The sequence below is a fragment of the Sphingobium sp. B7D2B genome, assembly GCF_025961895.1.
In the GTDB taxonomy this organism is placed as follows: domain Bacteria; phylum Pseudomonadota; class Alphaproteobacteria; order Sphingomonadales; family Sphingomonadaceae; genus Sphingobium.
In genome coordinates this window covers 3,022,417-3,043,949 of sequence record NZ_JAOQOM010000001.1, presented here as the reverse complement: position 1 = coordinate 3,043,949, position 21,533 = coordinate 3,022,417, and the positions used below count along the sequence as shown (strand labels likewise).

Below are 21,533 nucleotides of genomic sequence, written 5' to 3'. Positions count from 1 at the left end.
CGCCCCGCGCGGCTTAGCGTTTGCCCCACCAGAAGGTGTAGCCGAGCGCCAGACCGCCAGAAAACTGGTCGCGCGCGCCATAGGCCCGCACAACGGGCGAATCGGCGGCATCGCCAACGAGCCGGTCGTACCGCGCATAGCCATGGAGGCTCCAGCGCGCATCGAGCTGGCGGATCAGACCGGCAGCGGCACCGACGGACTGAACGCCGCCATTCGCCTCGAACACCGGCAAGCCCGAGGCGGTGGCTTGCGCGGGCGACACCCCAAACCAAGTGCGCTGGTGCTTGCCGCTGCCGAGCGTCACGCGCGGGCCGACCGACACCAGCCAACGGTCGCCGTCGCGCATGATCCAGTCGGCACTGACCGATCCGACCAGCGCCTCATGGCCGGTCACGCCCTGGCGCAGATCGGCGCGCAGGCGGAAGGAAGGGGCGAGAAACATCTGGACGAACCCGCCAAGCTCCAGCGAGCGGTTGACCTTGACGAAGCCGGGAACCTCGTCCGCCTTTCGCTTGCCTTCCACGGCCATGGATGGGCCGACCTCAAAACCGCCGACACTCACGACCGGGATGCCGAAGCTCTCGTCCGGCGCCTCGAACTCGAATGGTTCATCCCCGCGCGCAATATCGCCTTCCAGAAAGGGCCGGACGGACAGGCTGTCTGAACCGGGGAAGCTGGGCTGGATTTCCGGCCCGATAGCGATGCGCACGCGGCGCGGTTCCTTCTCCCTGGCCGAGGCGGTCGACGCGAAGGCGCCGAGCGTGAGGCCGAGGGTCAGCGCCAGTGCGACAGGACGGGCGAAGGGAGCAGATGACGGGCAGAAAGGCATCAGGCGCAGGCCTCCGGTTTTGGGGTGACGGTCAGTCTGGCCCGGCCATGCGCCGGATCAAAGCCGTTTCGACCTCGGGTGAATGGTCGCGGCGGTCGTTTGGTTGCGACTTGCCTTGTCGCTGGCTCTAGCGGCTCGTCTGTGGGTTGGGCAAGCGCAGGAACAGCAAGATGGAAACGCCAAGGCCGGCAGCGGTCACCCAGAGCGGGGCATTATATCCGCCGGTCGCGTCGGCCAGCGCGCCGACCCAGAGTGGGCCCAGCCCGGCCAGCAGCATGAAGCTGGCATATTGCACGGCGTACAGCGCGCCATAATGGGTGATGCCAAAGTAGCGGGCGGTCAGATAGCCGATGAGGTCGGCTTCCGCGCCCATGGCCGTGCCAAGCGCGATGGCGCCGACCCAGGCGAGCGTTGCGCCGCCGGTCACCAGCGCAATGCATCCCAGCGCGCACAAGGCGCAGCAGGCCGCCGCAATGCGTGGCGCAGGCACCCGATCAGCCAGCCAGCCGACAACGATCCGGCTGACGATCACGGAGCCGCCGATGAGCCCCGCCAGCGATCCGGCGGTGCGGGCATCCAGGCCGGATTCCCGCAGCATCGGCACGAAATGCGGTAGCAGGCCGGCAAAGGAGAGCGCCATCATGCCAAAGGATGCCAGCACCAGCAGGTAGAGGGGCGAGCGCATCTGGGCGCGGGCCATGCCGCCTGCGCGATCGGACGTCCGGGGGCTGCGGAGGTTGGGCAGGCTGAGCGCCGGGATGACGCCCATCGCGGCAATGGCGGCGAGGGCCAGATAGCCGGCCTGCCAACCGCGTTCCGCCACGATGATGGCCAGAACAGGCGGTACGGTGGCGGCGGAAATGCCGATGCCCACCTGCGTCAGGCCGAGCGCCAGTCCGCGGGCCCGATCGAAGACGGCATTGACGGCGCGTGTGTAGGCAACGGGTGACGAACAGGCAGCCAGCAGGCCTATACCTGCCATCACGCTCATATAGCCCGCGACGGAATGGACGGCGGTCCCGAGGAGCGCAAATCCGCCGCTCAGGGCCAGTGAGCCGGCGACGGCAGGCCAGCGCGGGCCGACGCGGTCGATCAGCCAGCCGGCGATGGGCAGGGCGATGGCAAGCGCCACCGTCGCCAGGAAGAAGGCGGCGCCCAGCGTCGTGCGGCTGAGGCCGATCGCACTCTCAAGATCTTTCGCAAAGATGCCCGCCGAATAGGTCAATAGTCCGGCAATCCCCAGCCCCGACCCGCAGGCGGCGGCGAGGACCACCGGCCAGCCATGACGGAACTCGGACGGGGATGCTGGCGTGCTCACGCGGTGGCTGTCTCGGCCATGGCCGTCGCGCGGGCGCGGCGATAAGCGAGCCAGAGGAAGACGCAGCCCAGCAGCGGAGCCACCGTCACGGCAGACATGGCATAGCGCAGCGATTCCGTGCCGAACTGCGGCGTCAGCGTATCACTGGCCGCGCCGACCACGAGCGGCGCCAGCGCCGAGCCGATGATCCCGGAGGAGGCCAGCAGCAACATCGACGCCACCGCGCGGGTCTGTGGCGTGGCCAGCCCCATGGCGGCGGAGAAGCAGGGGGTGATGCCGCTGGAGAGCAGGAAGTTCATGATCGCCGCCGCGCCCAGCGTGAGAGCCAGCGACGGCGCGAAGCAGAAGGCGATGAAGAAGGGGATGGACAGGGGCAGCGCAATCAGGGGCACCATGAGGCTGTCGATCTCCCGCCCGTGCTTCTTGGTGAAGTAGCTTGCCATGAAACCGGATGCAATGGCGCCGGCGATGCCGCCAAGGCCGACCGAGGGCGCGATGAGGGCGCCCACCTCGGCAAGGCTGACGCCATGGCTGCGCAGCAGGAACGCTGGCGCCCAGACCGGCAGCACGCCCGCGCCCATCGCCGAGATCCCCATGCCGACCGCGAGCATGCGGAAGCCCGGCACGTCGAGGAGGAAGCGGATGGATTGGGGGAGGTTTCGCATGCCCATATCCGCCGCGTCCGGCTCGTCATGCATGCCACGCTGTGGCTCCTTCATGGTCAGCGCGAGGAGCAGCACGAAGGCGAGGCCCGCGCCGCCGCAGATGAAGAACATCGTCCGCCAGCCGAATATCGCGGCGAGAATCCCGGCTGCGATCGACCCGCCAACGATCCCGACGAAGGCGCTCGACTGATAGATGCCCAGCGCGCGCGGCCGCCGATCCTTGGGATACAGGTCGGCAATGACGGAGATGGCGACCGGAAAGGCCGTCGCCTCGCCGACACCGACCAGAACCCGGGTGAGCGCCAGCGACACAAAGCCTTCGGCAAGGCCGGTCAGCGCCGTGGCGCCGGACCAGATGGCGACGCCGAGCAGCAAGATTTTCTTGCGATTGCCATGGTCCACCCAGCGAGCGATGAAGATGCCCACGATCAGGTTGAACAGCACGAAGGCCGTGCCGGACACAAGGCTCATGGCCGTGTCGCTCAGCTGCAGATCGGCCTTCACCGGATCGACGACGATGCCGAGCAAGGCCCGGTCGGCATAGTTGAACACATTGCTCACGAAGAGCAGGAACAGGGTATAGCCGGGCACCCAGGCCCCGCCGTGCTGCGTCTTCGTCACCGTCTTCTCTCCTGATCGGCCCTGCCTCTTATCGGAGGTCTGCTTTGTGCGGCGGCCTTGGTGGTGGTGGTCGTATGTGGCTGGGTCAGCTCTTGTCGGCAGTCTCCAGTCCAAGCAGTTCAGCGGCGTTGAGGCCGAGGATCTTGCGCTGCTCCTCGTCGCTCAGGCGGGCATGGAAGCCCAGCGGATCGGGCTCGGACATGTCGAAGGGATAGTCGGTCCCCAGGCACAGCTTGTCCGCGCCATGAGTGCGCACGAGGCTGTCGAGCTGGTCCTGATCGAACACCAGCGTATCCAGCCACAGCTTGCGCAGATAGCTGGAGGGCTCGTGCTGGCAATGCTCGCTGCAATCGCCGCGCGCGCGCCAGCCATGGTCCATCCGGCCCCAATAGCCGGGCATATAGCCGCCGCCATGGGCCACGCAGATGCGCAGCCCCGGATAGCGATCCAGCACCCCACCGAAGATCAGATGACCCACGGCCAGCGTCGATTCCAGCGGATTGCCGATGAGGTTGTTGAAATAATATTCGCTCATCCGGTTGGCATGGGTGAAGCCCAGCGGGTGGATGAAGAGCAGGATGCCCAGTTCCTCAGCGGCCGCGAAGAACGGCCGAAACTCCTCGGCATGGAAATCGCGGCCATTGACGTTGGAGCTGATCTCGATGCCGCGCAGATCCAGATCGCGCACGCAGCGGCGCATTTCCTCGACGGCAAGGCCGACATCCTGCAGCGGCACCGTTCCCATGCCGACCAGCCGGTCGGGGTGCTGCGCGACCGCGGCCGCCATGCCGTCGTTGACGGCGCGCGCGGCCTCCCGCGCGACATCGACATCGGCATAATAGAAATATTGGCCGGGGCTGGGGCTGATCGCCTGCACGTCGATGCCGAGCCGGTCCATGTCGGCCAGCCGCTGGTCGAGCGTGTTGAGGGTGCGGCCCATCGTGGCGAACTGGGCGCGGTTGACCTCGCTCGTTTTCGCACTGGTAAAATCGTTGATGCCGGGCGGCGGGCCGGGGTGGCGCGCCTGCACGATGGCGTCGGCGGCGGGAATACCGAGGTGGCAATGGATGTCCACCACCAGATGCTTGCCGCGCGCGGCGACCTTGATCGGCTGGCGGTCGCCACAGGTGGTGATGGTCATGCGTTTGCTCCTGCCGGATGGATGGTGCCGCTGCACGGACCGAAGCCGATCGGCACATAGCCCTCCGCCACCGCGCGGCCATTGAGGGTGAGGGTGTCGCCATCTTCCAGCCAGCGGCGCGTCGTGCCGTCGGGCAGGTCGATGGTCTCGCCATCGCGCAGCACGATCTCGGCAAGGCAGCCGCGCGCTTCCTGCGCGGCGCCGGAAACAGTGCCGGTCGCGATCAGGTCGCCCGCTTCCAGCGGGGCTCCGTTGGAGGCCTGATGCGCGACCATCTGCGCCAGCGTCCAATAGAGTTCGGCGAGATTGCTGCGCACGATGCGCGCGCTCGATCCGGCCGCATTAGCGAAGTCGGCGGTCAGTTCGATGTTGATGCCGCCCGCCGCGCGATCCTGCGCGTCGAGCAGATGGGCGGCGACCGCCGGCTCGTCGCCCGGCCGACCGCGCGCGGCGACGCGGAAGGGCGCGAGCGCTTCCATGGTCACGATCCACGGGCTGATCGTGGTGAGGAAGCTCTTGCCCAGATGCGGCCCCAGAATGGATTCGAAGAACTGGATGCTGCGCGCCGACCAGTCGTTGACGAGACAGCAGCCGAACATGAGGTCTTCCGCCTGCGCCACGCTGATGCGCTGCCCGAGCGGATTGCCGCCGCGCAGCCACACGCCGAATTCCAGCTCGAAGTCGAGCATCGGCTCCGGCGCGAACTGAACGTTGCCGCTGCCGGGCGGGGTTTCGAACTGGCCCTGCGGCCGCACGACCGGCGTGCCGTCTTCCCGCACGGAACTGGCGCGGCCATTATAGGCGACCGGGAGCGAGAGCGCGGCCAGCGGCGGCGCCTTCTGCGCCATGCGCGCGATGTGATCGTAGGATGTGCAGAAATCCGTGAAAGCCGTGGGCTTGAGCGGCATCAGCAGCTCAGCTTCGGCCTGCGGGACCAGCATGGTCTCCAACTGCTGCCGGTCGCCCAGCCCATCGGCGCGGAACAGGTCGGAGAGGCGGGCCCGCAAGGCGCTGATCGAGGCCGGGCTGGTGGCCAGAAGGGGCGCGAGCGAGGGGCCGGCCATGGCCGCCGCAGCCTCTGCCGCGTCGCCATCCAGCAGGGCGGCGGCGTAGAGCTGGGGTACATCGATGATGTACGCACCCAGCGCCACACCGCCGCGCGCCACCCCCCGGTGACGGAACAGGCCAAAGGGCAGATTCTGGATCGGGAAATCGCTGTCAGCCGCGTTTGCGCTTTCGACCCAGCTCTTGCGCTGCGGGTCGTGCGTCGCGTTGATCTCAATGGGCATGGTCGCACCCTTCTGCATGGCTTTGCATTTCGTGATGGTAGCGGCCCATCGCGCCGAACAGATCGCGCTGCTGCTCCGGCGTGAACTGCGCGCCCCATTGCTTGTAGAGCGAGAAGACGTTGGCGACGATCCGCTCGGGGTCGCTCCAGCCGCGGAACTCCTGCATGGTGATGTCGCGCGCGGCATCCTCATAGGAAAGGCCGGCATCGAACCGCTTGCGCGATTCATCGCGGACATATTCGAAATAAGCCTGCATGTTGCGGACGGCCGTCGTGTCCGTGATCGGACCGTGGCCGGGCACCACCACCTGCGGATCAAGATCGACGATATATTGGCAGGCGGCGATCCAGTTCTCGACCGGGCCGGCCCACATGATCGGATGCCCCTCGTTAAACAGCAGGTCGCCTGTGAACACCACGCGATCCTGCGGCACCCACACGATCGTGTCGGAATCCGTGTGTGCCGGGCCGAGGTCGATCAGCGAGACCGCCTTGGAGCCGACATTGAGATCGAGCCGCCCGTCGAAGGTGCGGTTCGGCAGCGTCAGTTCATCCACGCCGGAGAAATCGAACTTGCGGCCCATGGTCTCATAGAGAAACGCGCCGGTGTCGCCCATCTCGGTGTAGACGTTCTTCAGGTTGGCGAGCATCTTCGGGTTGAAGCCGGCCATTTCCTTCTTGGCTTCGTTGGTGCCGATGATCTCCGCATCCGCCACCAGGCCATTGCCGAAGAAATGATCGGGGTTGGCATGGGTGTTGACCAGCCGGTCGATCTTCGCGGCTTCCGGCACCTTGGCCTTGAACCGGTCCAGCATCTCGCGCGTCAGCGGCACGCTCATCAGCGTATCGACCAGCAATGTCTCGCCGTCGCTGGCGATCAGGCCCGCATTGGACCAGCCCCACGTGCCGTCCGGCTGAACATAGCCATAGAGGCCATTGCCGATGTCATGAATGCCTTGGGTGAAAGGCCAGTTGGCCATCCGTCTCTCCTGTCGATATCCGTCAAAGCTTAGCGATTGCGCGCGGTCCAGCAATTCCTATTTGCAGGAATATATTTTTCGCGCCAAGCGTAGCATCATGGGTGAAGCGAAAAAACCGCGCAAACGGGGGCAGGGCCGGCCGACCGAAAATGGGGTTGGGCGCGAGGTCGTACTGCAAACGGCGGAACGGCTTGTGAAGGAGCATCCGCCCGAGCGCATCTCGATCGCGATGATCGCGCGGGAAGCGGGCGTGGACCCGGCGCTGGTGCGCTATTACTTCAAGGACCGCAGCAACCTGCTGCTGGCGGTTGCGACCTCGATGATGGACCGGGTGCCCTATAGCGCCCGCGATCCGCGCCCGGCGCATGAAGTGGTGGAAGATAATATCCGCCGCACGGCGCGGTTCACCCGCTCCAACCGCCATATCCACCGGCTGATGGTCGACGAGCTGGCGGACGCGAAATCGTCCGACGTGGGCGAGCGCCTCGGCGAGATGAACCGCGAGGCTGTCGCCTGGCTGGGCGAAGTGCTCGCGCGGGACTCCAGTTCGATCAGGGACGTCGATCCTGCCCTGCTTCACGTCGCGGTCCTCGGACTGTTCGACTTCTTTGCGACTGCCGAGCCCGTGGTCAGGCAGCTCTTCCCGGCAGATATCGCTGCCGAGGAGCTGATCAGCCGATATGAGGAATTCGTCGTCGACCTGCTGATGAACGGCCTGCGGCCCCGCACCTAGCTGGCGCCTTCCGCCACGCAGCGGTTGCGCTGGGTGCCGAGGCCAGTGATCATGCCTTCCATCTCGTCGCCCGGCTGCAGGAACACGCCGAAGGCGGAGCCATTGCCATAAGGCGAGCCGGTGCAGATCACGTCGCCCGGCATCAACTCCACGCGGTTGGAGAGATAGGCGATCTGCCGCTCGATGCTGACCATCATGTCGCGCGTCGACTCATTCTGATAGACCTTGCCGTTGACCGACAGGGTGATCGTCAGATCATAGGGATCGGCGACATACTGCCGGGGCACGATCATCGGGCCGAAGGGCAGGAAGGTCGGGAAGCATTTGCCCGAGAGCCAGTCGGCACCCAGCCCGCCGGCATCGCGGCGAAAAATCTGCTCGCGCGCGGTGACGTCGTTCACCACCACGAATCCCGCTACATGGTCCATCGCCTGCGCGGCGGAGACATGGCGGGCCGGCTTGCCGATCACCACGCCCAGTTCCAGTTCCCAGTCCGGCTTTATGACGTTGCGCGGCAGCACCACGGCATCGCGCGGACCGACCACGCAGGAGGGCAGCTTGATGAAGCAATAGGGTTCCGCCTGCGCGCGGGCGTCCATCATCTCCTCGACCTTGCGGCGGCGCTCGTCGTCGCTCATCGCCTCGGCATCGGCCGTGCGCATCGAGGGGTCGCCCATGACAAGGCCGACGACATGCTTCTTGTAGTTGGCGCCGGTGCAGAACACCTGCCCGGGGCGATAGGGCGCCCGCACATCCGCCTCGGCAAAGCTCTGCGCACCGGCAAAGGCCGCCTCGTCAGCGGCCCAGCGCTCGATCTGCGGCAGGATCTCGTCCCACGCCGCCAGAAGGCCGGGCAGGTCGCGCTGCTCGCCCCAATGGGCCAGCGGGACGAAGCGATCGTCGCGGACGAGCACGGCAGCCGTGCCCACTGTCGCCAAACCAACAGTCATCAATAGGGCTCCTTGAGTTTCTGCATCGTTCCGCCGAGCATCTTGTTGGCATCTACCTGATTGCCGCCGGCCATCTCGATTTCGCCGATCCGCACCGAGTTTTCCACGACCATGCGGGCGCGCTCGAACCGGCGCACGCCAAAGGCGGTCAGTGCGGCTTCGACATCGTCGGTCTTCGCCAGCTCATCGGCGAGCACGAGGCCATCCTCGGCAGCGAGGCCGGCGCCCGAGGCCATATGCGGCGTGGTCGCATGGGCGGCATCGCCGATCACCACCACGCGCCCCTTGTGCCAGGGCAGGGGCAGGAGCTGCCATTCGAGCGGGCGGTAATTGACCAGCGAGTCTTCGCCGAGGCTTTCCCGGATTTTGACGATGTCGCCTCCATAAGGCGCGAGCAGTTGCGCGACGCGCGGCAGCATGTCCTCATCGGCATACCAGGGGTTGTCCGGCACATGCTCGAGGATGAATGCGTAGAGCTTGTCCTGCGAGATCGGGTTGAGGCCGAGCTTGACCGGGCCGCCGATATACATTTCGGCGCCGTCCAGACCCTCGGGGCGGTCGGCGACGATGCGCCAGCAGCCCTGTCCGGTGAACTGCGGAGCCGGCGCATCGGGGAACAGGGCCTTGCGCGTCTTGGACTGGATACCATCGGCCGCGACGACCAGATCGACGGTGCGCTCCGTGCCATCGGACAGGGCAACCGTCACCCCATCGCCGCTTTCCCTAAAGCCGCGCGGCTCGACGCCCAGCGTTACGGTGACGTCGGCCTTGCGAACATGCCTTTGCAAGATGGCATGAAGCACCGGGCGCATGATGCCGCCGCTCGAATCGATGGGAGCGAGCCCGGCATGGCGCGGCGTTTCCATCACCACCGCGCCGTCCGGCGTGCGCAGGCGGAAGCCCGTGCCGACAAAACCCTGCTCGCGGATTTCATCCAGAATGCCGAGGTCATCGAACGCCCGTAAGGATAGGCCGGTGACGCTGATGCCGGCGCCATAAGCGCGCCATTGCGGGTCGATATCGATGAGTTCCACGGCGACGCCGCGTTTGGCGAGCGACAGGCTCGCGCTCATGCCACCGACGCCGCCGCCGACGACCAATGCTGTACGGATCATGCTGTAAGCGCCTTTCTTAGGCCGGAACCTGCCACAGGCCCTTGTCGGGCTGCATTTCGGCATGGGGCACATTGCCGGTGATGATGCGACCGGTGCCCCATTGATCGATGGTGTTTGGCCCCGGCTCATAATGCGTGACCTGCCAGCTGTCCTCGTCCACTTCCTCAAGGTCGGAAGTGTACTCGACGGCATTGCCGTTGGGCGTGACGAAGTAGCTGAACGTGTTGTTGCCCGCAGTGTGCCGGCCCGGCCCCCAGCTCAGCTTGATGCCGCTCTCATGCATCCGCGCGAGGCCGCGCATCAGCTCGTCCACCGAACTGACATCGAACGCGATGTGATTGAGCGCTGGCGGTCCGGGGAGGATCGCGAGGCGGTGGTGCGCCGAGTTGCAGCGCAGGAAGACCATGAACTTGCCGATCCAGTCGGACAGGCGGAAGCCCAGCGCCTTCTGGTAGAAGTCTGCCAGCGCGACATGGTCAGGCGAGTGGAACACCACATGGCTGATGCCGATGGGGATCGCCTCGCCCTTGTCGAGCTTGCGGAACTCGCGCGGGGTGCTGTCGCAGATCACTTCCATCGCTCGCCCGTCAGGATCGAAGAAGCGGAAGGCGAAGCCCCCGGCCGGGCCGCTGGCCGGAGCGGGCTCGCTGATGATCTTCGCGCCGGCTGCCTTCACCTGTTCGAAGATGGCGAGCACATCCTCCTTGGAGGCGGCGGAGAAGCCGACGAGATCGGTCTTCTTCTCCACGTCTTCCCGCAGCACGATCACATAAGGATGGGGCATGCCTTCGGCGGCGAAGTAGACGCGGCCGTCCTGCTCGGCGACCTCGATCAGCCCCCAGGTCTTGCCAAAGAACTCGCGTTCCTTGGCAAGGTCCGGCACGGCCATGGCGACATAATGAAGATCGGTAACGCTAACCATGCATAACTCCCTGGATGAGCCTGACCTCGTTCAGAACTTGCCGCCGACACGCAGACCGTAGGTCCGGGGCTGTTCTGCGCTGGCCGTGACCAGCGAGGCCGATGTGATGTTGCCGGTGATGAGGCGCTGATTATTCTCGATATTGTTGATGTACGCCGTGACGAAGAACCGGTCATCCTCCGTTGCGAGCGTCAGCGACGCATAGCTCACAAACGCCGCTTCCGACCGGAGATAGGGCAAATAGTCCGCCGTAGAATAGCTCGATCCACGATAGCGCGTCCCGCCCTGCAGCACAGCCTTGTATGTGCCGAGCGGAATGGTCTGCTGCGCGTCGAGATTGAACGACCATTTCGGCGAGTTGAACGCCTGGTTGCCCGAGCAGTCGATACGGAACACGCTGATCGTGCCACCGGGCGTGACCTGCAACTCTGGCGTCGAGGCGCAGGTGGTGTTGGCCGGCAGGCCCTGATTCGGCGCGAAGTAGACGAAGCTGTCATATTTCGTGTCGAGATACTGCACATTCGCCGAGAGCAGGGTGTTCGGCGTGGCCATGAACTCCACGTCGAGATCCAGCCCCTTGATCGTGCTGTTGCCGATGTTGCGCGTCAGGAACACGGTCGAAGGCGGCGTGCCGAGATCATAGCCGAACTGGCTGAACTGCTGGTCCTTGTACTTCCACAGGAAGCCCTCGAGGTTCACCTGCAGGCGATTGTCGAGGAACCGGTTTTTGGTGCCGATGGTATAGGCGTCGATCGTTTCCGGCCGATAGGTTTCAAGGCCGCGTGCGAAGTTGAAGCCACCGGCATGGTAGCCCGTCTCGAAGCTGGCGTAGACCATATTGCGCGGCGAGAAATCATATTGCGCAGCCAAGCGATAAGTGAACTTGTTATTGGTTAGGCCGGAATTGATCGGGATTTGCGAGCGCAGGACAAAAGGTGCGGTCTGAGAACCGCCGGCGATCGGTGGCAGGGCGAAGAGCGGGACCGGCGTGATCGGGATGCCGCGCTGGGCGTAGAAGGCCTGCAAATCGGCTTCCGTCTCTGCCAACGGGATGAACGGCAACGTCGGGCAAACATCCTGCGGCGGCGCGGGATTGCCGCAGAACAGGATGTAGACATTCGAGGTGCCGTCGAACCGCTTCTTGTCCGAGGTATAACGGGCGCCGGCCGTCAGGCTCAGCTGTTCGACAGGGCGCACAGTGAGCTTGCCGAAGCCTGCCCAGCTTTCCGTTTTCGTCCGGAAATTCTGGTAGGGCGAGAGGCTCTGCTGGTTATAGCGGGCGACTGCTGCGATTTCCTCGTCGAAGTACATCGCGCCGATCAGATAATCGACCGAGGGGCCGAAGTCGCCCGTCCAGCGGGCTTCGACGCTGGTCTGCTTGTCCTTCTCCTTGGTGTAGCCCTGACGGAACACGCCGTTGAAGGCATATTCGAGGTCCGCCTCACGATAGGCGGGCTGGACCGTCAGGGTGCCGGCGGGCGTGGTGTAGTTCAGCTCGGCGGTTACGCCCCAATAGTCGTTGTCGTTGAATGGCAGGCCGTCCACGACCGCGCCGGCCCGACCGACCTGCGTGAAGAAGCGCGGCGCCAGATAGGCGTTGGAGGCTGGATCGAGCAGTCCCTGCTGGGTGGAGAAGTTGCTGGGCACGAACTGGTAGCCCGAGGGGCCGTTCGGGCCGAAGGTCGGGTTGACCGCGCCCAGATAATAGCCGCTGCTGCTCGCGCCGCCCTGGTGGGCATAATCGGCTGCGACACGAAGGGAGAGGTCCGGTGTGGGCTCGGCATAGATCTGCAGGCGGCCGCCATGCTCGCGCTGGTTGCCGGTCCCGTCGGTCTGGAAGGCATCGCGGTGCGAGAACGTGCCGGCGGCACGCAGGGCGACAGTTTCGCCGAGCGGCACGTTCAGCGCGGCCTGGCCGGTGAACCAGTTATAATTGCCATAACCCAGGGTCGCGCTGCCGGATGTCTCGCCCAGCTTGGGCCGATTGGGGATGACATTGATGGCGCCCGCCGTGGCGTTGCGCCCATAGAGCGTGCCCTGCGGCCCCTTGAGCACTTCGACGCGCTGCAGATCGTAGAACACGCCGGAGGTGGAGGTGGGACGACCGATGTAGACGCCGTCATAGTTGAACGAGATCGCCGGGTCCGAATAGGCGTTGACGGTGGAGTTGCCCACGCCGCGCACGAAGAACACCGTCGTCGGCCCGCCGCCGCCGGATGCGGAGAGGGACGGCGAGATGCGCGATAGATCTTCTGCGCGCACAACATTCTGGCGGGTCAGTTCCTCGGGGCGAATCACATCGACGGCGAGGGGGGTGCGCTGGCTGTTCTCTTCCACGCGCTGGGCGGTGACGATGATGTCGACTAGGCCGCCATCATTGGTCGTATCGGCCGGCGAAACCGCGGCGCCCTGTGCGGCGACGGCGGCGGGGATGAAGGCGGCGCACGCGACGGTGCACAACAACAAAGCTCTCATGTTCACTCTCCCAAGACGGCTCTCAGTGACCGTTAATTCCTGATGTACGGAATTATGGATCGCGTGACAAGCGATCTTCTAAGGGCGCGTCGATCATCTTGATAAAGCATGAGAATGTGGGCTGTGCTGCCCAGACGCAAAAAGGGCGGCCCGTAAACCGAGCCGCCCTTCTGTGACGTGCGGGGAGCAGCGCCGGGAGGCGCTACCCCTCAGATTCAGTCGCGAATTGCGCGTCCGGTGTTTTCCAGCGCAGCGCCGGTGCGGTCGGCTGCGGCATCGGCACCACGGCTGATGTCGTCGCCCACGCGATCCGCTGCGGCGCCAGCTTCGCGCGCGCCCTGCTGGATGTCGTCGCCGATGCGGTCGGCGGCGGCGCCGGCCTCGCGGCTCGCCTCGCGGGATTCCTGCGCGGCATGGTCACCGGCATGCTCGACATCGTTGCCGACGGCGTCGGCCGCTTCACTGGTTTCCTGCTGCGCCTTCTCACTGCAGGCTGCAATGGGCAGCGAGATGAGGGCCAGGCTGGCGAGAGTGGCGGGAAGTTTCATGGATAACCTCGTTCGATTGCTGCGCGGCGGACTTGCGCGCCGCTGAAATGGGGATTTGATAGGGCTGATCGACGTCAGCTAGTTGACGTGGACGCCGCCAAGCGAGCCGAGCACGCCAAAGGCCTGCAGCAGCCAGAGCACCACCGCGATCACCACGACGATGTTGAGGATGCTTTTGATCTTGCCGTCCATCGGAATGTACGTGTTGATGAGCCACAGCAACACGCCGACGACGATCAAGATGATGATGATGTTGAGAAGCGACATGCAACCCTCCCGGTCTTTTTAAACGGCTGGACGACAGCGATCTCCCAGGCTGTGTCCCGCGCGCGCATCCCAGATGCTGCTCAAAGGAACGTCCGGCCCGGCGTGTAGTTCCATGGCGGGCGGCGCGATGTGCCCTTGCCGGCGCCAGTGGAGCTGCCCGTCGCTTGCGCCAGCGCGCGCCCTCGCGTAGGGGCGGGCGCTGATTTCCTGTTCGTCTGCGCAGGGCAGCCAGGGGCGGACGCCGCGCCTCGCCCGATGCGGACGCCATAGCGATTGCCGGAAGCCCATGACCGACCAGCCAAGCCAGAAGAGCGAAGACTTCAAGAGCACCGTCTTCCTGCCGCAGACCGACTTCCCGATGAAGGCCGGTCTCGCCCAGAAGGAGCCGGGTATTCTCGCGCGCTGGCAGGCGCAGGATCTCTACGGTAAGCTGCGCGCGGAGCGGAAGGGCCGCACCCGCTTCATCCTCCATGATGGCCCGCCTTATGCGAATGGCGACATTCACATGGGCCATGCGATGAACAAGGTGTTGAAGGACATCATCGTGCGCAGCCAGAGCCTGCTCGGCAAGGATGCGCCCTATGTGCCCGGCTGGGATTGCCACGGTCTCCCCATCGAGTGGAAGATCGAGGAGGAATATCGCAAGAAGAAGCTGAACAAGGACGAGGTTCCCCCGCAGGAATTCCGCGCCCAGTGCCGCGCTTATGCGGACAAGTGGGTGGGCGTCCAGAAGGAGCAGTTCAAGCGCCTCGGCATCATGGGCGATTGGGAAGACCCCTATCTCACTATGAAGTTCGAGGCCGAGGCAGCGATTGTCGGCGAGCTTTTGAAGTTCGCGGAGAGCGGCCAGCTCTATCGCGGCGCCAAGCCGGTGATGTGGTCTCCGGTCGAAAAGACCGCGCTGGCCGAGGCCGAGGTGGAATATGAGGATGTCACCTCGACGCAGATCGATCTGGCATTCGAGATTGTCGAGGCGCCGAATGCGCCGGAGCTGGTCGGCGCTTATGCGGTGATTTGGACGACGACCCCCTGGACGATCCCTGTGAACCAGGCGATCGCTTATGGGGAGGATATTGAGTATGTCTGCGTAGATGTCGGCTTCGACGCTTCAACGAGCGTCAAGGTCCTTTTGAGTCCTGATCGCTGGTCTGATTTTCTGAAGAGGGCGACCGGCCCCGACGGCGGGCGGGCATCCATTAGAGGTCTCCCGATAAACCGCACAGATGAAATTTGGCGTGGAAAAGGCTCGCAACTCGCTGGTGCCATTGCGCGCCACCCGATGGCCAATCTCCTTCGTCATCCCCGCGAAAGCGGGGATCCCGCTTCCTCTTCAATCGGCGCCGAAGGCAGCTGGACCCCGGATCAAGTCCGGGGTGACGGGGGTGCTGGAAGTGGCAAGATCGGTTTCTTCGACCGTCCCCGCCCGTTCATTGCCGCCGATCATGTTACCACCGATGCCGGCACCGGCCTCGTTCACATGGCGCCTGATCATGGCGAGGAAGATTTCGTTGCCTGCAAGGCGGTCGGCATCGATCCCGTGTTCGCCGTCACCGATGATGGCCGCTACCGTGACGACTGGGCGTGGCTCGGTGGGCAGGGCAGTGTCATCAATACGAAGTTCAACGGTCCCGATGGCCCCATCCTGACCGATCTGCGCGAGGCCGGGGCGCTGCTGTCCGCCGGTGATTTCCAGCATAGCTACCCGCATAGCTGGCGCTCCAAGGCGCGGATCATCTATCGCTGCACGCCGCAGTGGTTCATTCCGATGGACAAGGCGAGCACAACGTCCGACGTCGAGATCGCGCCGCTCGCTGGCATTGGTGCGGGCATCGCGCTGGGCGTCAACGCCGCTGCGCCGCTCAGCAACGGCCCGACGCTGCGCGAAGTGGCGCTCGATGCCATCGAGGCGACGCGCTGGGTGCCGGCCCGCTCACGCAACCGCATCCACGCCATGGTCAGCGACCGCCCGGACTGGGTGATCTCGCGCCAGCGCGCCTGGGGCGTGCCCATTGCGCTCTATGTGAACCGCCAGACCGGCCAGTATCTCAACGATCCCGCCGTCAATGCCCGCATTGTCGAGGCGTTCAAGCAGGGCGGGGCGGATGCATGGTTCGGCGCGGATCATCAGGCGCTGCTCGGCCCGGACTATGCGCTGGCGGACTATGAGGTCGTCAACGACATTCTCGACGTGTGGTTCGACAGCGGCTCGACTCACGCCTTCGTGGTCGAGGCGCGCTATGGCGAGGGTGCCCGCGCCGACCTGTATCTCGAAGGCTCGGACCAGCATCGCGGCTGGTTCCAGTCCTCGCTGCTGGAAAGCTGCGGTACGCGCGGCCATGCGCCTTATGGCGCGGTGCTCACCCACGGCTTCGCGCTCGATGGGCAGGGGCGCAAGATGTCCAAGAGCCTGGGCAACACGGTCGACCCGCTCAAGGTGATGGACGAAAGCGGCGCGGACATCTTGCGCATGTGGGCGGCCTCCACCGATTATTTCGACGATGTGCGCATCGGCAAGGAAGTGCTGGCTGGTGCATCCGATGCCTATCGCAAGCTGCGCAACACCTTCCGCTATCTGCTCGGCGCGCTGGCTGGGTTCGAAAAGGCGGATCGGGTGGCGACGTCTGCCATGCCGGAGCTGGAGCGCTATATGCTCCATCGCCTCGCCGAGCTGGACGCGGAGCTGCGCGCGGTGGTCGACAAGGGCGAGGAGCGGGACATCTGGCTGGAGTTCGGCCGCTATACCCGCGCACTCAACGAGTTCGCCAACAACGATCTCTCGGCCTTCTTCTTCGATATCCGCAAGGATTGCCTCTATTGCGACGTGAACCCGGCGACGGGCGCGGAGACGGCCAAGCGCCGCGCTTACCGCACGGTGCTGGACCATCTCTTCCACGCGCTGGTGCGCTATGCCGCGCCGATCATCCCCTTCACGGCCGAGGAAGTCTGGCAGGCGCGCTATCCGAGCGAGGATGGCTCCGTGCATCTGCTCGAATGGCCAGAGGTGGATCGGCTGTGGCGCGATCCGTCGCTCGGCGTGCGCTGGGCGGCGATCCGTTCATCGCGCGATCAGGTGAACGAAGCCATTGAACCGCTCCGGCGCGAGAAGGTCGTGCGCTCCAGCCTCGCGGCGGATGTGCGGATGGCCGATGTGCCCGAGGACGTGGATTTTGCGGAGATGTGCATCGTGGCCAGCGTGACGCAGGATGCCGATCTGGCCGCCCCGGCGATTACCGCGACGGACAAGCATAAATGCGGCCGCTGCTGGCGCCATCTGCCCGAGGTGGACGCGGATGGCGACCTGTGCGGGCGTTGCGCGGAGGTGCTCGCATGAGCGCGGCGCTTGCCGGGGCCTGGCGCAAGGCGGCGGTGGCGCTTGCGCTCGGCGTCACGGCGCTTGACCAGCTGGTCAAATTTTTCGTCACGCAGGTGCTGGAACTGCACGAGCGCGGCCTCGTCGGCATCGAGCTGATCCCGTTCTTCAAGCTGACCTATGCCGAGAATCGCGGCATTTCGATGGGCTTCTTCCACGCAGAGACGGATGTGATGCGCTGGGCGCTGGTTGCCATGACCATGGCCGTCTCCGCCTTCGTGCTCTGGTGGATCTGGCGTGAGAAGGAGCGCGACGATGCGCTCGCGCTCGGCCTGGTGCTGGGCGGCGCCATCGGCAACATCATCGACCGGGTGCGCCTGGGCTACGTCATCGACTATGCCGATTTCCACATTGGCGAATGGCGGCCGTTCCTCATTTTCAACCTTGCCGATGCCGCAATCAGTATCGGCGTCGTCATCCTGCTTGCACGCGCGCTGCTGCTGCGCGAAAAGACCGCAGCGAAGGAGTCCCGTTAACATGCGTCTGTCTTATCGTCTTCCGGTTGTGCTCGCCGGCCTGACCCTGCTGTCCGCCTGCGGAGGCACGAGCCTGTTCAACCGTGACCGGCCGGACGAAATGGCTGTCTCCCGCCAGCCTCCGCTGGTCATTCCGCCGGACTTCTCGCTCTCGCCCCCGGCGCCCGGCACGGCGGCCAGCCAGCAGAATCTCAACCAGCAGGCGCTGGAAGCGATGTTCGGCGGCACCGCTGCGCGCAGCGGCGCGGAGACCTCCGCGCTGCGCGAAGCCGGCCGCTCGCTGGCCGAGGTCGGCATCCGTTCGGTCGTTGGCGACCCCAAGACGGAAGTGCTCGAAAAGGGCCGTGTCACGCAGGACATCATTGCCGCGCCCGAGGGTGACGGCCAGTTCGCGCGCGTGGTTGCGTCCGCGCAATAAGGCGCAGCTTATCAGCATGAGTGACGGCGCCGCCCCGAAGGGCAGCGCTGCAACCTTTCCGCTCAGCGGCTCGTTGAGCGGGGGAAAGGAGAGTCACTCATGTCTCACGATATCAAGGATGATTTCTGGAAGGCGCTGGCCGCCAGCCCGGTGCTGATGGTCCGCCGCAACGGCAGCGACGAGCATGCGCTGCCCATGCACGCCTGCCTGGATAGGGATCTCGGCCCGGCTTATGGCGGTGCGGTCTGGTTCTTTACCGAGCGTGACAATCGCCTTGCGTCCGGCGGCCCGGCCATGGCGCAGTTCATGTCCAAGGGGCATGATGTGTTCGCCTGCGTATCAGGTGAGCTTGTCGAGGAAACCGATGAGGGACTGATCGACCGCTTTTGGAGCAATCCTGTCGAAGCCTGGTTCGATGGCCGCGATGACCCCAAGCTGCTGGTGCTGCGGATGGACCTTGGCGACATCGAAATCTGGACGGCCGATCTTGGCATCAAGGGCCGCCTCAAGCTGCTGACCGGCAGCCGCATCGATCCGCAGGAAGCCGGCGATCACGCGCAGATGCCGGTCTGATCGGTCGGATCAATCCCGCGCGGTCAGGCGCTCGGCGAGTGCCATGGCCGCTGCGGGATTGCGCTCTTTTGCACCGGAAATGAAGTAGGCGAAGACATCGCGTGGCTGCGCGGGCGCTTTGTCCGGCGTGACATAGGTCAGCGCTTCTGGCGCCTGTCCGGCCGCCCATGATTGGGCGATCGCAGCCCATTGATCGAGATCGGCGGCTGCGTAGCCGGTCTCGACCTGCTCCTCACTCTTCATCAGGCGCGCATAGACAAAATCGGCGGTCAGATCGGCGATCTGCGGGTGCTCGTCATGATCCGCGATCACGATGGCGACGCCATGTTGCCGGGCGAGGGCGACGAACTCGGCACACGCAAAGCTTTGATGACGCACCTCGACGGCGTGGCGGGTGCGAACGCCGTCGATCTTATTCGGCAGCATGGCGAAAAAGGCGGCCATGTCGTCGGCATCGAACTGACGGGTCGGGCGGAACTGCCAGAGGATCGGCCCGAGCTTGTCGTTCAGCTCGGACAGGCCCGAGTTCAGGAATTTGCCAATCGATTCGCCAGCCTCGGCGAGCTTCTTCTTCGCCACGCAATATTGCAGCGCCTTGACCGCATAGACGAACCCGTCCGGCGCCGCGTCGCGCCATTTGGCGAAGGTCGCCGGGGATTGGGTGCGGTAGAAGGTGCCGTTGATCTCGATCGTCGCGAGATGATTGACGGCGTAGTCCAGTTCCTTCGCCTTGGGCAGATCGGCCGGGTAGAAGGTGCCGCGCCACGGCTCGTAGGTCCAGCCGCCGATGCCGGTGCGGATGGCGCCGGCGGTCACGCCCGCGCTCCGGTCTCCTCGATGCCGGTGCTGTTGTGGCGCAGCGCCGTCAGCACCGTCTCGACGATATGCGGCGCATTCAGCCGCGCGTCGTCATACTGCTTTTCCGGCTTGTCCTGATCCTGGAACACGTCCGGCAGGCGCAGGGTACGCAGCTTGAGGCCGGCGTCGATGAGGCCCTCGTCGCTCGCGAGCGTCAGCACATGCGCGCCGAAGCCGCCGATGCTGCCTTCCTCGACCGTCACCGCCACATCATGGGTGGTCAGCAGCTTGCGGATCAGCGCTTCATCGAGCGGCTTGGCAAAGCGCAAGTCGGCCACCGTGGTGGAGAGGCCGCGTGCGTCCAGCGCATCGGCGGCCTTGAGCGCTTCCTCGAGCCGCGTGCCGAGCGAGAGGATGGCGACGCGCTTGCCTTCGCGCACGATGCGGCCCTTGCCGATCTCCAGCCGCTCCGGCTTGGCCGGGAGGGGCACGCCGACGCCATTGCCGCGCGGGTAACGCAGCGCGATCGGGCTGCTGTCATGGCAGGCGGCGGTGTGGACCATGTGGACCAGATCGGCCTCGTCGGCTGCCGCCATCACCACCATGTTGGGCAGAGTGGCGAGATAGGTGATGTCGAAGCTGCCGGCGTGGGTGCTGCCATCCGCACCGACCAGCCCGGCGCGGTCGATGGCGAAGCGCACTGGCAGGTTCTGGATCGCGACATCGTGCACCACCTGATCATAGGCGCGCTGCAGGAAGGTCGAGTAGATCGCCGCGAACGGGCGCATCCCCTGCGCGGCGAGGCCGGCGGCAAAGGTCACCGCATGTTGCTCGGCAATGCCGACGTCGAAGCAGCGGTTCGGGAAGGTCTTCTGGAATTTGTCGAGCCCGGTGCCCGAGGGCATGGCGGCAGTGATCGCGATGATCTTGTCGTCGCGCTCGGCCTCGGCCATCAGCGCCTGCGCGAAGACATTGGTGTAGCTGGGCGGGCCGGCGGGGGCTTTGGCCTGTTCGCCGGTCACGACGTTGAACTTCTGCACGCCGTGATATTTGTCCGCGGCCGCCTCGGCAGGGCCGTAGCCCTTGCCCTTTTGCGTGACGACATGGACGAGCACTGGCCCATCGGCCATGTCGCGCACATTCTCCAGCACGGGGATCAGCTGGTCGAGATTGTGGCCATCGATGGGGCCGACATAATAGAAGCCCAGTTCCTCGAAGAGCGTGCCACCCATCGCCATGCCCCGGGCGAACTCGTCCGTCTTGCGGGCGGCCTGGTGGAGCGGGCGGGGCAGCTTGCGCGCCAGCTTGCGCAGCGCTTCGCGCACCGAGAGGAATTCGCGGCTGGAGACGATCCGCGCCAGATAGGCCGAGAGACCGCCCACCGGCGGCGCTATGGACATGTCATTATCGTTGAGGATGACGACGAGCCGGTTGCCGGCCTCGCGCGCATTGTTCATCGCCTCATAGGCCATGCCGGCCGACATGGCGCCATCCCCGATGACCGCGATGCCCTTGCCGGGCTGGCCGCTCAGCTTGTTGGCGATGGCAAAGCCAAGCGCAGCGCTAATCGAGGTGGAGCTGTGCGCCGCCCCGAACGGATCATATTCGCTTTCCGAGCGCTTGGTGAAGCCGGACAAGCCACCGCCCTGGCGCAGCGTCCGAATACGGTCGCGCCGGTCGGTCAGGATCTTGTGCGGATAGCATTGATGCCCGACATCCCAGACCAGCTTGTCGTCGGGCGTGTTGAACACATAATGGATGGCGGTCGTCAGCTCGACGACGCCCAAGCCGGAGCCCAGATGGCCGCCGGTCGTGCCGACAGCGGAAATCGTTTCTGCACGCAACTCATCGGCCAACTGCCGCAGTTGTTCGGGGGCGAGCTTGCGAAGATCGGCGGGGGTGCGCACCTGATCGAGCAGGGGCGTCTCGGGCTGGTCCATCATCGGCTCTTATCTAGTGCGTTAACCGGCCATTGTCGAACGGTCATCCAACCTGTGATGATACGCTCATCGCATATTGCGGCAACTGGTCTAAGGGGCAGGGCGC

At 65.2% G+C, this 21,533-nt stretch carries 19 protein-coding genes; 5 read left to right on the top strand and 14 right to left on the bottom strand.

The window, feature by feature from the left end:
• Positions 1-13: 13 nt before the first annotated feature.
• The 6 genes from M2341_RS14040 to M2341_RS14015 form a co-directional block, all read right to left on the bottom strand.
• Positions 14-829 carry a MipA/OmpV family protein gene (locus tag M2341_RS14040; RefSeq protein ID WP_264585653.1) on the bottom strand — a complete coding sequence of 272 codons (816 nt, stop codon included), beginning with the start codon at positions 827-829 and terminating at the stop codon, positions 14-16.
• A gap of 127 nt (positions 830-956) precedes the next feature.
• Entirely contained in the window at positions 957-2,147 is a 1,191-nt protein-coding gene (locus tag M2341_RS14035) for an MFS transporter (RefSeq protein ID WP_264585652.1), read from the bottom strand.
• Positions 2,144-3,433 carry a spinster family MFS transporter gene (locus M2341_RS14030; protein WP_264585651.1) on the bottom strand — a complete coding sequence of 430 codons (1,290 nt, stop codon included), beginning with the start codon at positions 3,431-3,433 and terminating at the stop codon, positions 2,144-2,146. Before M2341_RS14030 ends, M2341_RS14035 begins: the two co-directional genes overlap by 4 nt.
• Before the next feature lie 85 nt (positions 3,434-3,518).
• The gene (locus M2341_RS14025; RefSeq protein ID WP_264585650.1) at positions 3,519-4,574 is read right to left on the bottom strand and encodes an amidohydrolase family protein; all 1,056 of its coding nucleotides are present in this window, start codon (positions 4,572-4,574) and stop codon (positions 3,519-3,521) included.
• A complete protein-coding gene (locus M2341_RS14020) occupies positions 4,571-5,863 on the bottom strand; it encodes a fumarylacetoacetate hydrolase family protein (RefSeq protein ID WP_264585649.1) in 1,293 nt (430 codons plus the stop codon). The genes M2341_RS14025 and M2341_RS14020 overlap by 4 nt, the downstream gene beginning before the upstream one ends.
• A complete protein-coding gene (locus tag M2341_RS14015; RefSeq protein ID WP_264585648.1) occupies positions 5,853-6,842 on the bottom strand; it encodes an MBL fold metallo-hydrolase in 990 nt (329 codons plus the stop codon). The genes M2341_RS14020 and M2341_RS14015 overlap by 11 nt, the downstream gene beginning before the upstream one ends.
• 97 nt (positions 6,843-6,939) lie before the next feature.
• On the opposite strand from M2341_RS14015, the gene M2341_RS14010 reads away from it, so the two are divergent.
• Positions 6,940-7,575, top strand: a complete 636-nt coding sequence (locus M2341_RS14010) for a TetR/AcrR family transcriptional regulator (protein ID WP_264585647.1) — start codon at positions 6,940-6,942, stop codon at positions 7,573-7,575.
• On the opposite strand, the gene M2341_RS14005 is transcribed toward M2341_RS14010, so the two are convergent.
• From M2341_RS14005 to M2341_RS13980, 6 genes are all read right to left on the bottom strand, one after another.
• Entirely contained in the window at positions 7,572-8,525 is a 954-nt protein-coding gene (locus tag M2341_RS14005; protein ID WP_264585646.1) for a fumarylacetoacetate hydrolase family protein, read from the bottom strand. The genes M2341_RS14010 and M2341_RS14005 overlap by 4 nt on opposite strands.
• The gene (locus M2341_RS14000; protein ID WP_264585645.1) at positions 8,525-9,640 is read right to left on the bottom strand and encodes an FAD-dependent oxidoreductase; all 1,116 of its coding nucleotides are present in this window, start codon (positions 9,638-9,640) and stop codon (positions 8,525-8,527) included. Before M2341_RS14000 ends, M2341_RS14005 begins: the two co-directional genes overlap by 1 nt.
• Positions 9,641-9,656: 16 nt before the next feature.
• Positions 9,657-10,562 (bottom strand): VOC family protein, encoded by a 906-nt coding sequence (locus M2341_RS13995; RefSeq protein ID WP_264585644.1) that lies wholly within the window; start codon positions 10,560-10,562, stop codon positions 9,657-9,659.
• A gap of 30 nt (positions 10,563-10,592) precedes the next feature.
• Positions 10,593-13,037 carry a TonB-dependent receptor gene (locus M2341_RS13990; RefSeq protein ID WP_264585643.1) on the bottom strand — a complete coding sequence of 815 codons (2,445 nt, stop codon included), beginning with the start codon at positions 13,035-13,037 and terminating at the stop codon, positions 10,593-10,595.
• Between the two features lie 215 nt (positions 13,038-13,252).
• Entirely contained in the window at positions 13,253-13,585 is a 333-nt protein-coding gene (locus M2341_RS13985; protein WP_181560475.1) for an entericidin EcnAB, read from the bottom strand.
• 78 nt (positions 13,586-13,663) lie between these two features.
• Positions 13,664-13,852 (bottom strand): Thivi_2564 family membrane protein, encoded by a 189-nt coding sequence (locus tag M2341_RS13980; RefSeq protein ID WP_181560474.1) that lies wholly within the window; start codon positions 13,850-13,852, stop codon positions 13,664-13,666.
• A 286-nt stretch (positions 13,853-14,138) separates the two neighbouring features.
• Here M2341_RS13980 and ileS point away from each other — a divergent pair, with 286 nt between their 5' ends.
• From ileS to M2341_RS13960, 4 genes are all read left to right on the top strand, one after another.
• A complete protein-coding gene (gene ileS / locus M2341_RS13975) occupies positions 14,139-17,183 on the top strand; it encodes an isoleucine--tRNA ligase (RefSeq protein WP_264585642.1) in 3,045 nt (1,014 codons plus the stop codon).
• Positions 17,180-17,698 carry a signal peptidase II gene (lspA, locus tag M2341_RS13970; protein WP_264585641.1) on the top strand — a complete coding sequence of 173 codons (519 nt, stop codon included), beginning with the start codon at positions 17,180-17,182 and terminating at the stop codon, positions 17,696-17,698. The genes ileS and lspA overlap by 4 nt, the downstream gene beginning before the upstream one ends.
• Before the next feature lies 1 nt (position 17,699).
• Positions 17,700-18,116 carry a DUF3035 domain-containing protein gene (locus M2341_RS13965; protein ID WP_181560472.1) on the top strand — a complete coding sequence of 139 codons (417 nt, stop codon included), beginning with the start codon at positions 17,700-17,702 and terminating at the stop codon, positions 18,114-18,116.
• 99 nt (positions 18,117-18,215) lie between these two features.
• The gene (locus M2341_RS13960) at positions 18,216-18,689 is read left to right on the top strand and encodes a pyridoxamine 5'-phosphate oxidase family protein (protein ID WP_264585640.1); all 474 of its coding nucleotides are present in this window, start codon (positions 18,216-18,218) and stop codon (positions 18,687-18,689) included.
• Positions 18,690-18,698: 9 nt separating this feature from the next.
• On the opposite strand, the gene M2341_RS13955 is transcribed toward M2341_RS13960, so the two are convergent.
• Positions 18,699-19,505 (bottom strand): DUF72 domain-containing protein, encoded by an 807-nt coding sequence (locus M2341_RS13955; protein WP_264585639.1) that lies wholly within the window; start codon positions 19,503-19,505, stop codon positions 18,699-18,701.
• Positions 19,502-21,430: a 1-deoxy-D-xylulose-5-phosphate synthase gene (gene dxs / locus M2341_RS13950; RefSeq protein ID WP_264585638.1), complete on the bottom strand. Its 1,929-nt coding sequence runs from the start codon at positions 21,428-21,430 to the stop codon at positions 19,502-19,504. Before dxs ends, M2341_RS13955 begins: the two co-directional genes overlap by 4 nt.
• Between the last annotated feature and the right edge of the window lie 103 nt (positions 21,431-21,533).

What these genes read in the sequence shown, in the direction of transcription:
- M2341_RS14040 (WP_264585653.1), bottom strand. Translation starts at nt 829, where the DNA reads ATGCCTTTCTGCCCGTCATCTGCTCCCTTCGCCCGTCCTGTCGCACTG.
- M2341_RS14025 (WP_264585650.1), bottom strand. Translation starts at nt 4,574, where the DNA reads ATGACCATCACCACCTGTGGCGACCGCCAGCCGATCAAGGTCGCCGCG.
- M2341_RS14020 (WP_264585649.1), bottom strand. Translation starts at nt 5,863, where the DNA reads ATGCCCATTGAGATCAACGCGACGCACGACCCGCAGCGCAAGAGCTGG.
- M2341_RS14015 (WP_264585648.1), bottom strand. Translation starts at nt 6,842, where the DNA reads ATGGCCAACTGGCCTTTCACCCAAGGCATTCATGACATCGGCAATGGC.
- M2341_RS14010 (WP_264585647.1), top strand. Translation starts at nt 6,940, where the DNA reads ATGGGTGAAGCGAAAAAACCGCGCAAACGGGGGCAGGGCCGGCCGACC.
- M2341_RS14005 (WP_264585646.1), bottom strand. Translation starts at nt 8,525, where the DNA reads ATGACTGTTGGTTTGGCGACAGTGGGCACGGCTGCCGTGCTCGTCCGC.
- M2341_RS14000 (WP_264585645.1), bottom strand. Translation starts at nt 9,640, where the DNA reads ATGATCCGTACAGCATTGGTCGTCGGCGGCGGCGTCGGTGGCATGAGC.
- M2341_RS13995 (WP_264585644.1), bottom strand. Translation starts at nt 10,562, where the DNA reads ATGGTTAGCGTTACCGATCTTCATTATGTCGCCATGGCCGTGCCGGAC.
- M2341_RS13990 (WP_264585643.1), bottom strand. Translation starts at nt 13,037, where the DNA reads ATGAGAGCTTTGTTGTTGTGCACCGTCGCGTGCGCCGCCTTCATCCCC.
- M2341_RS13985 (WP_181560475.1), bottom strand. Translation starts at nt 13,585, where the DNA reads ATGAAACTTCCCGCCACTCTCGCCAGCCTGGCCCTCATCTCGCTGCCC.
- M2341_RS13980 (WP_181560474.1), bottom strand. Translation starts at nt 13,852, where the DNA reads ATGTCGCTTCTCAACATCATCATCATCTTGATCGTCGTCGGCGTGTTG.
- ileS (WP_264585642.1), top strand. Translation starts at nt 14,139, where the DNA reads ATGACCGACCAGCCAAGCCAGAAGAGCGAAGACTTCAAGAGCACCGTC.
- lspA (WP_264585641.1), top strand. Translation starts at nt 17,180, where the DNA reads ATGAGCGCGGCGCTTGCCGGGGCCTGGCGCAAGGCGGCGGTGGCGCTT.
- M2341_RS13965 (WP_181560472.1), top strand. Translation starts at nt 17,700, where the DNA reads ATGCGTCTGTCTTATCGTCTTCCGGTTGTGCTCGCCGGCCTGACCCTG.
- M2341_RS13960 (WP_264585640.1), top strand. Translation starts at nt 18,216, where the DNA reads ATGTCTCACGATATCAAGGATGATTTCTGGAAGGCGCTGGCCGCCAGC.
- dxs (WP_264585638.1), bottom strand. Translation starts at nt 21,430, where the DNA reads ATGATGGACCAGCCCGAGACGCCCCTGCTCGATCAGGTGCGCACCCCC.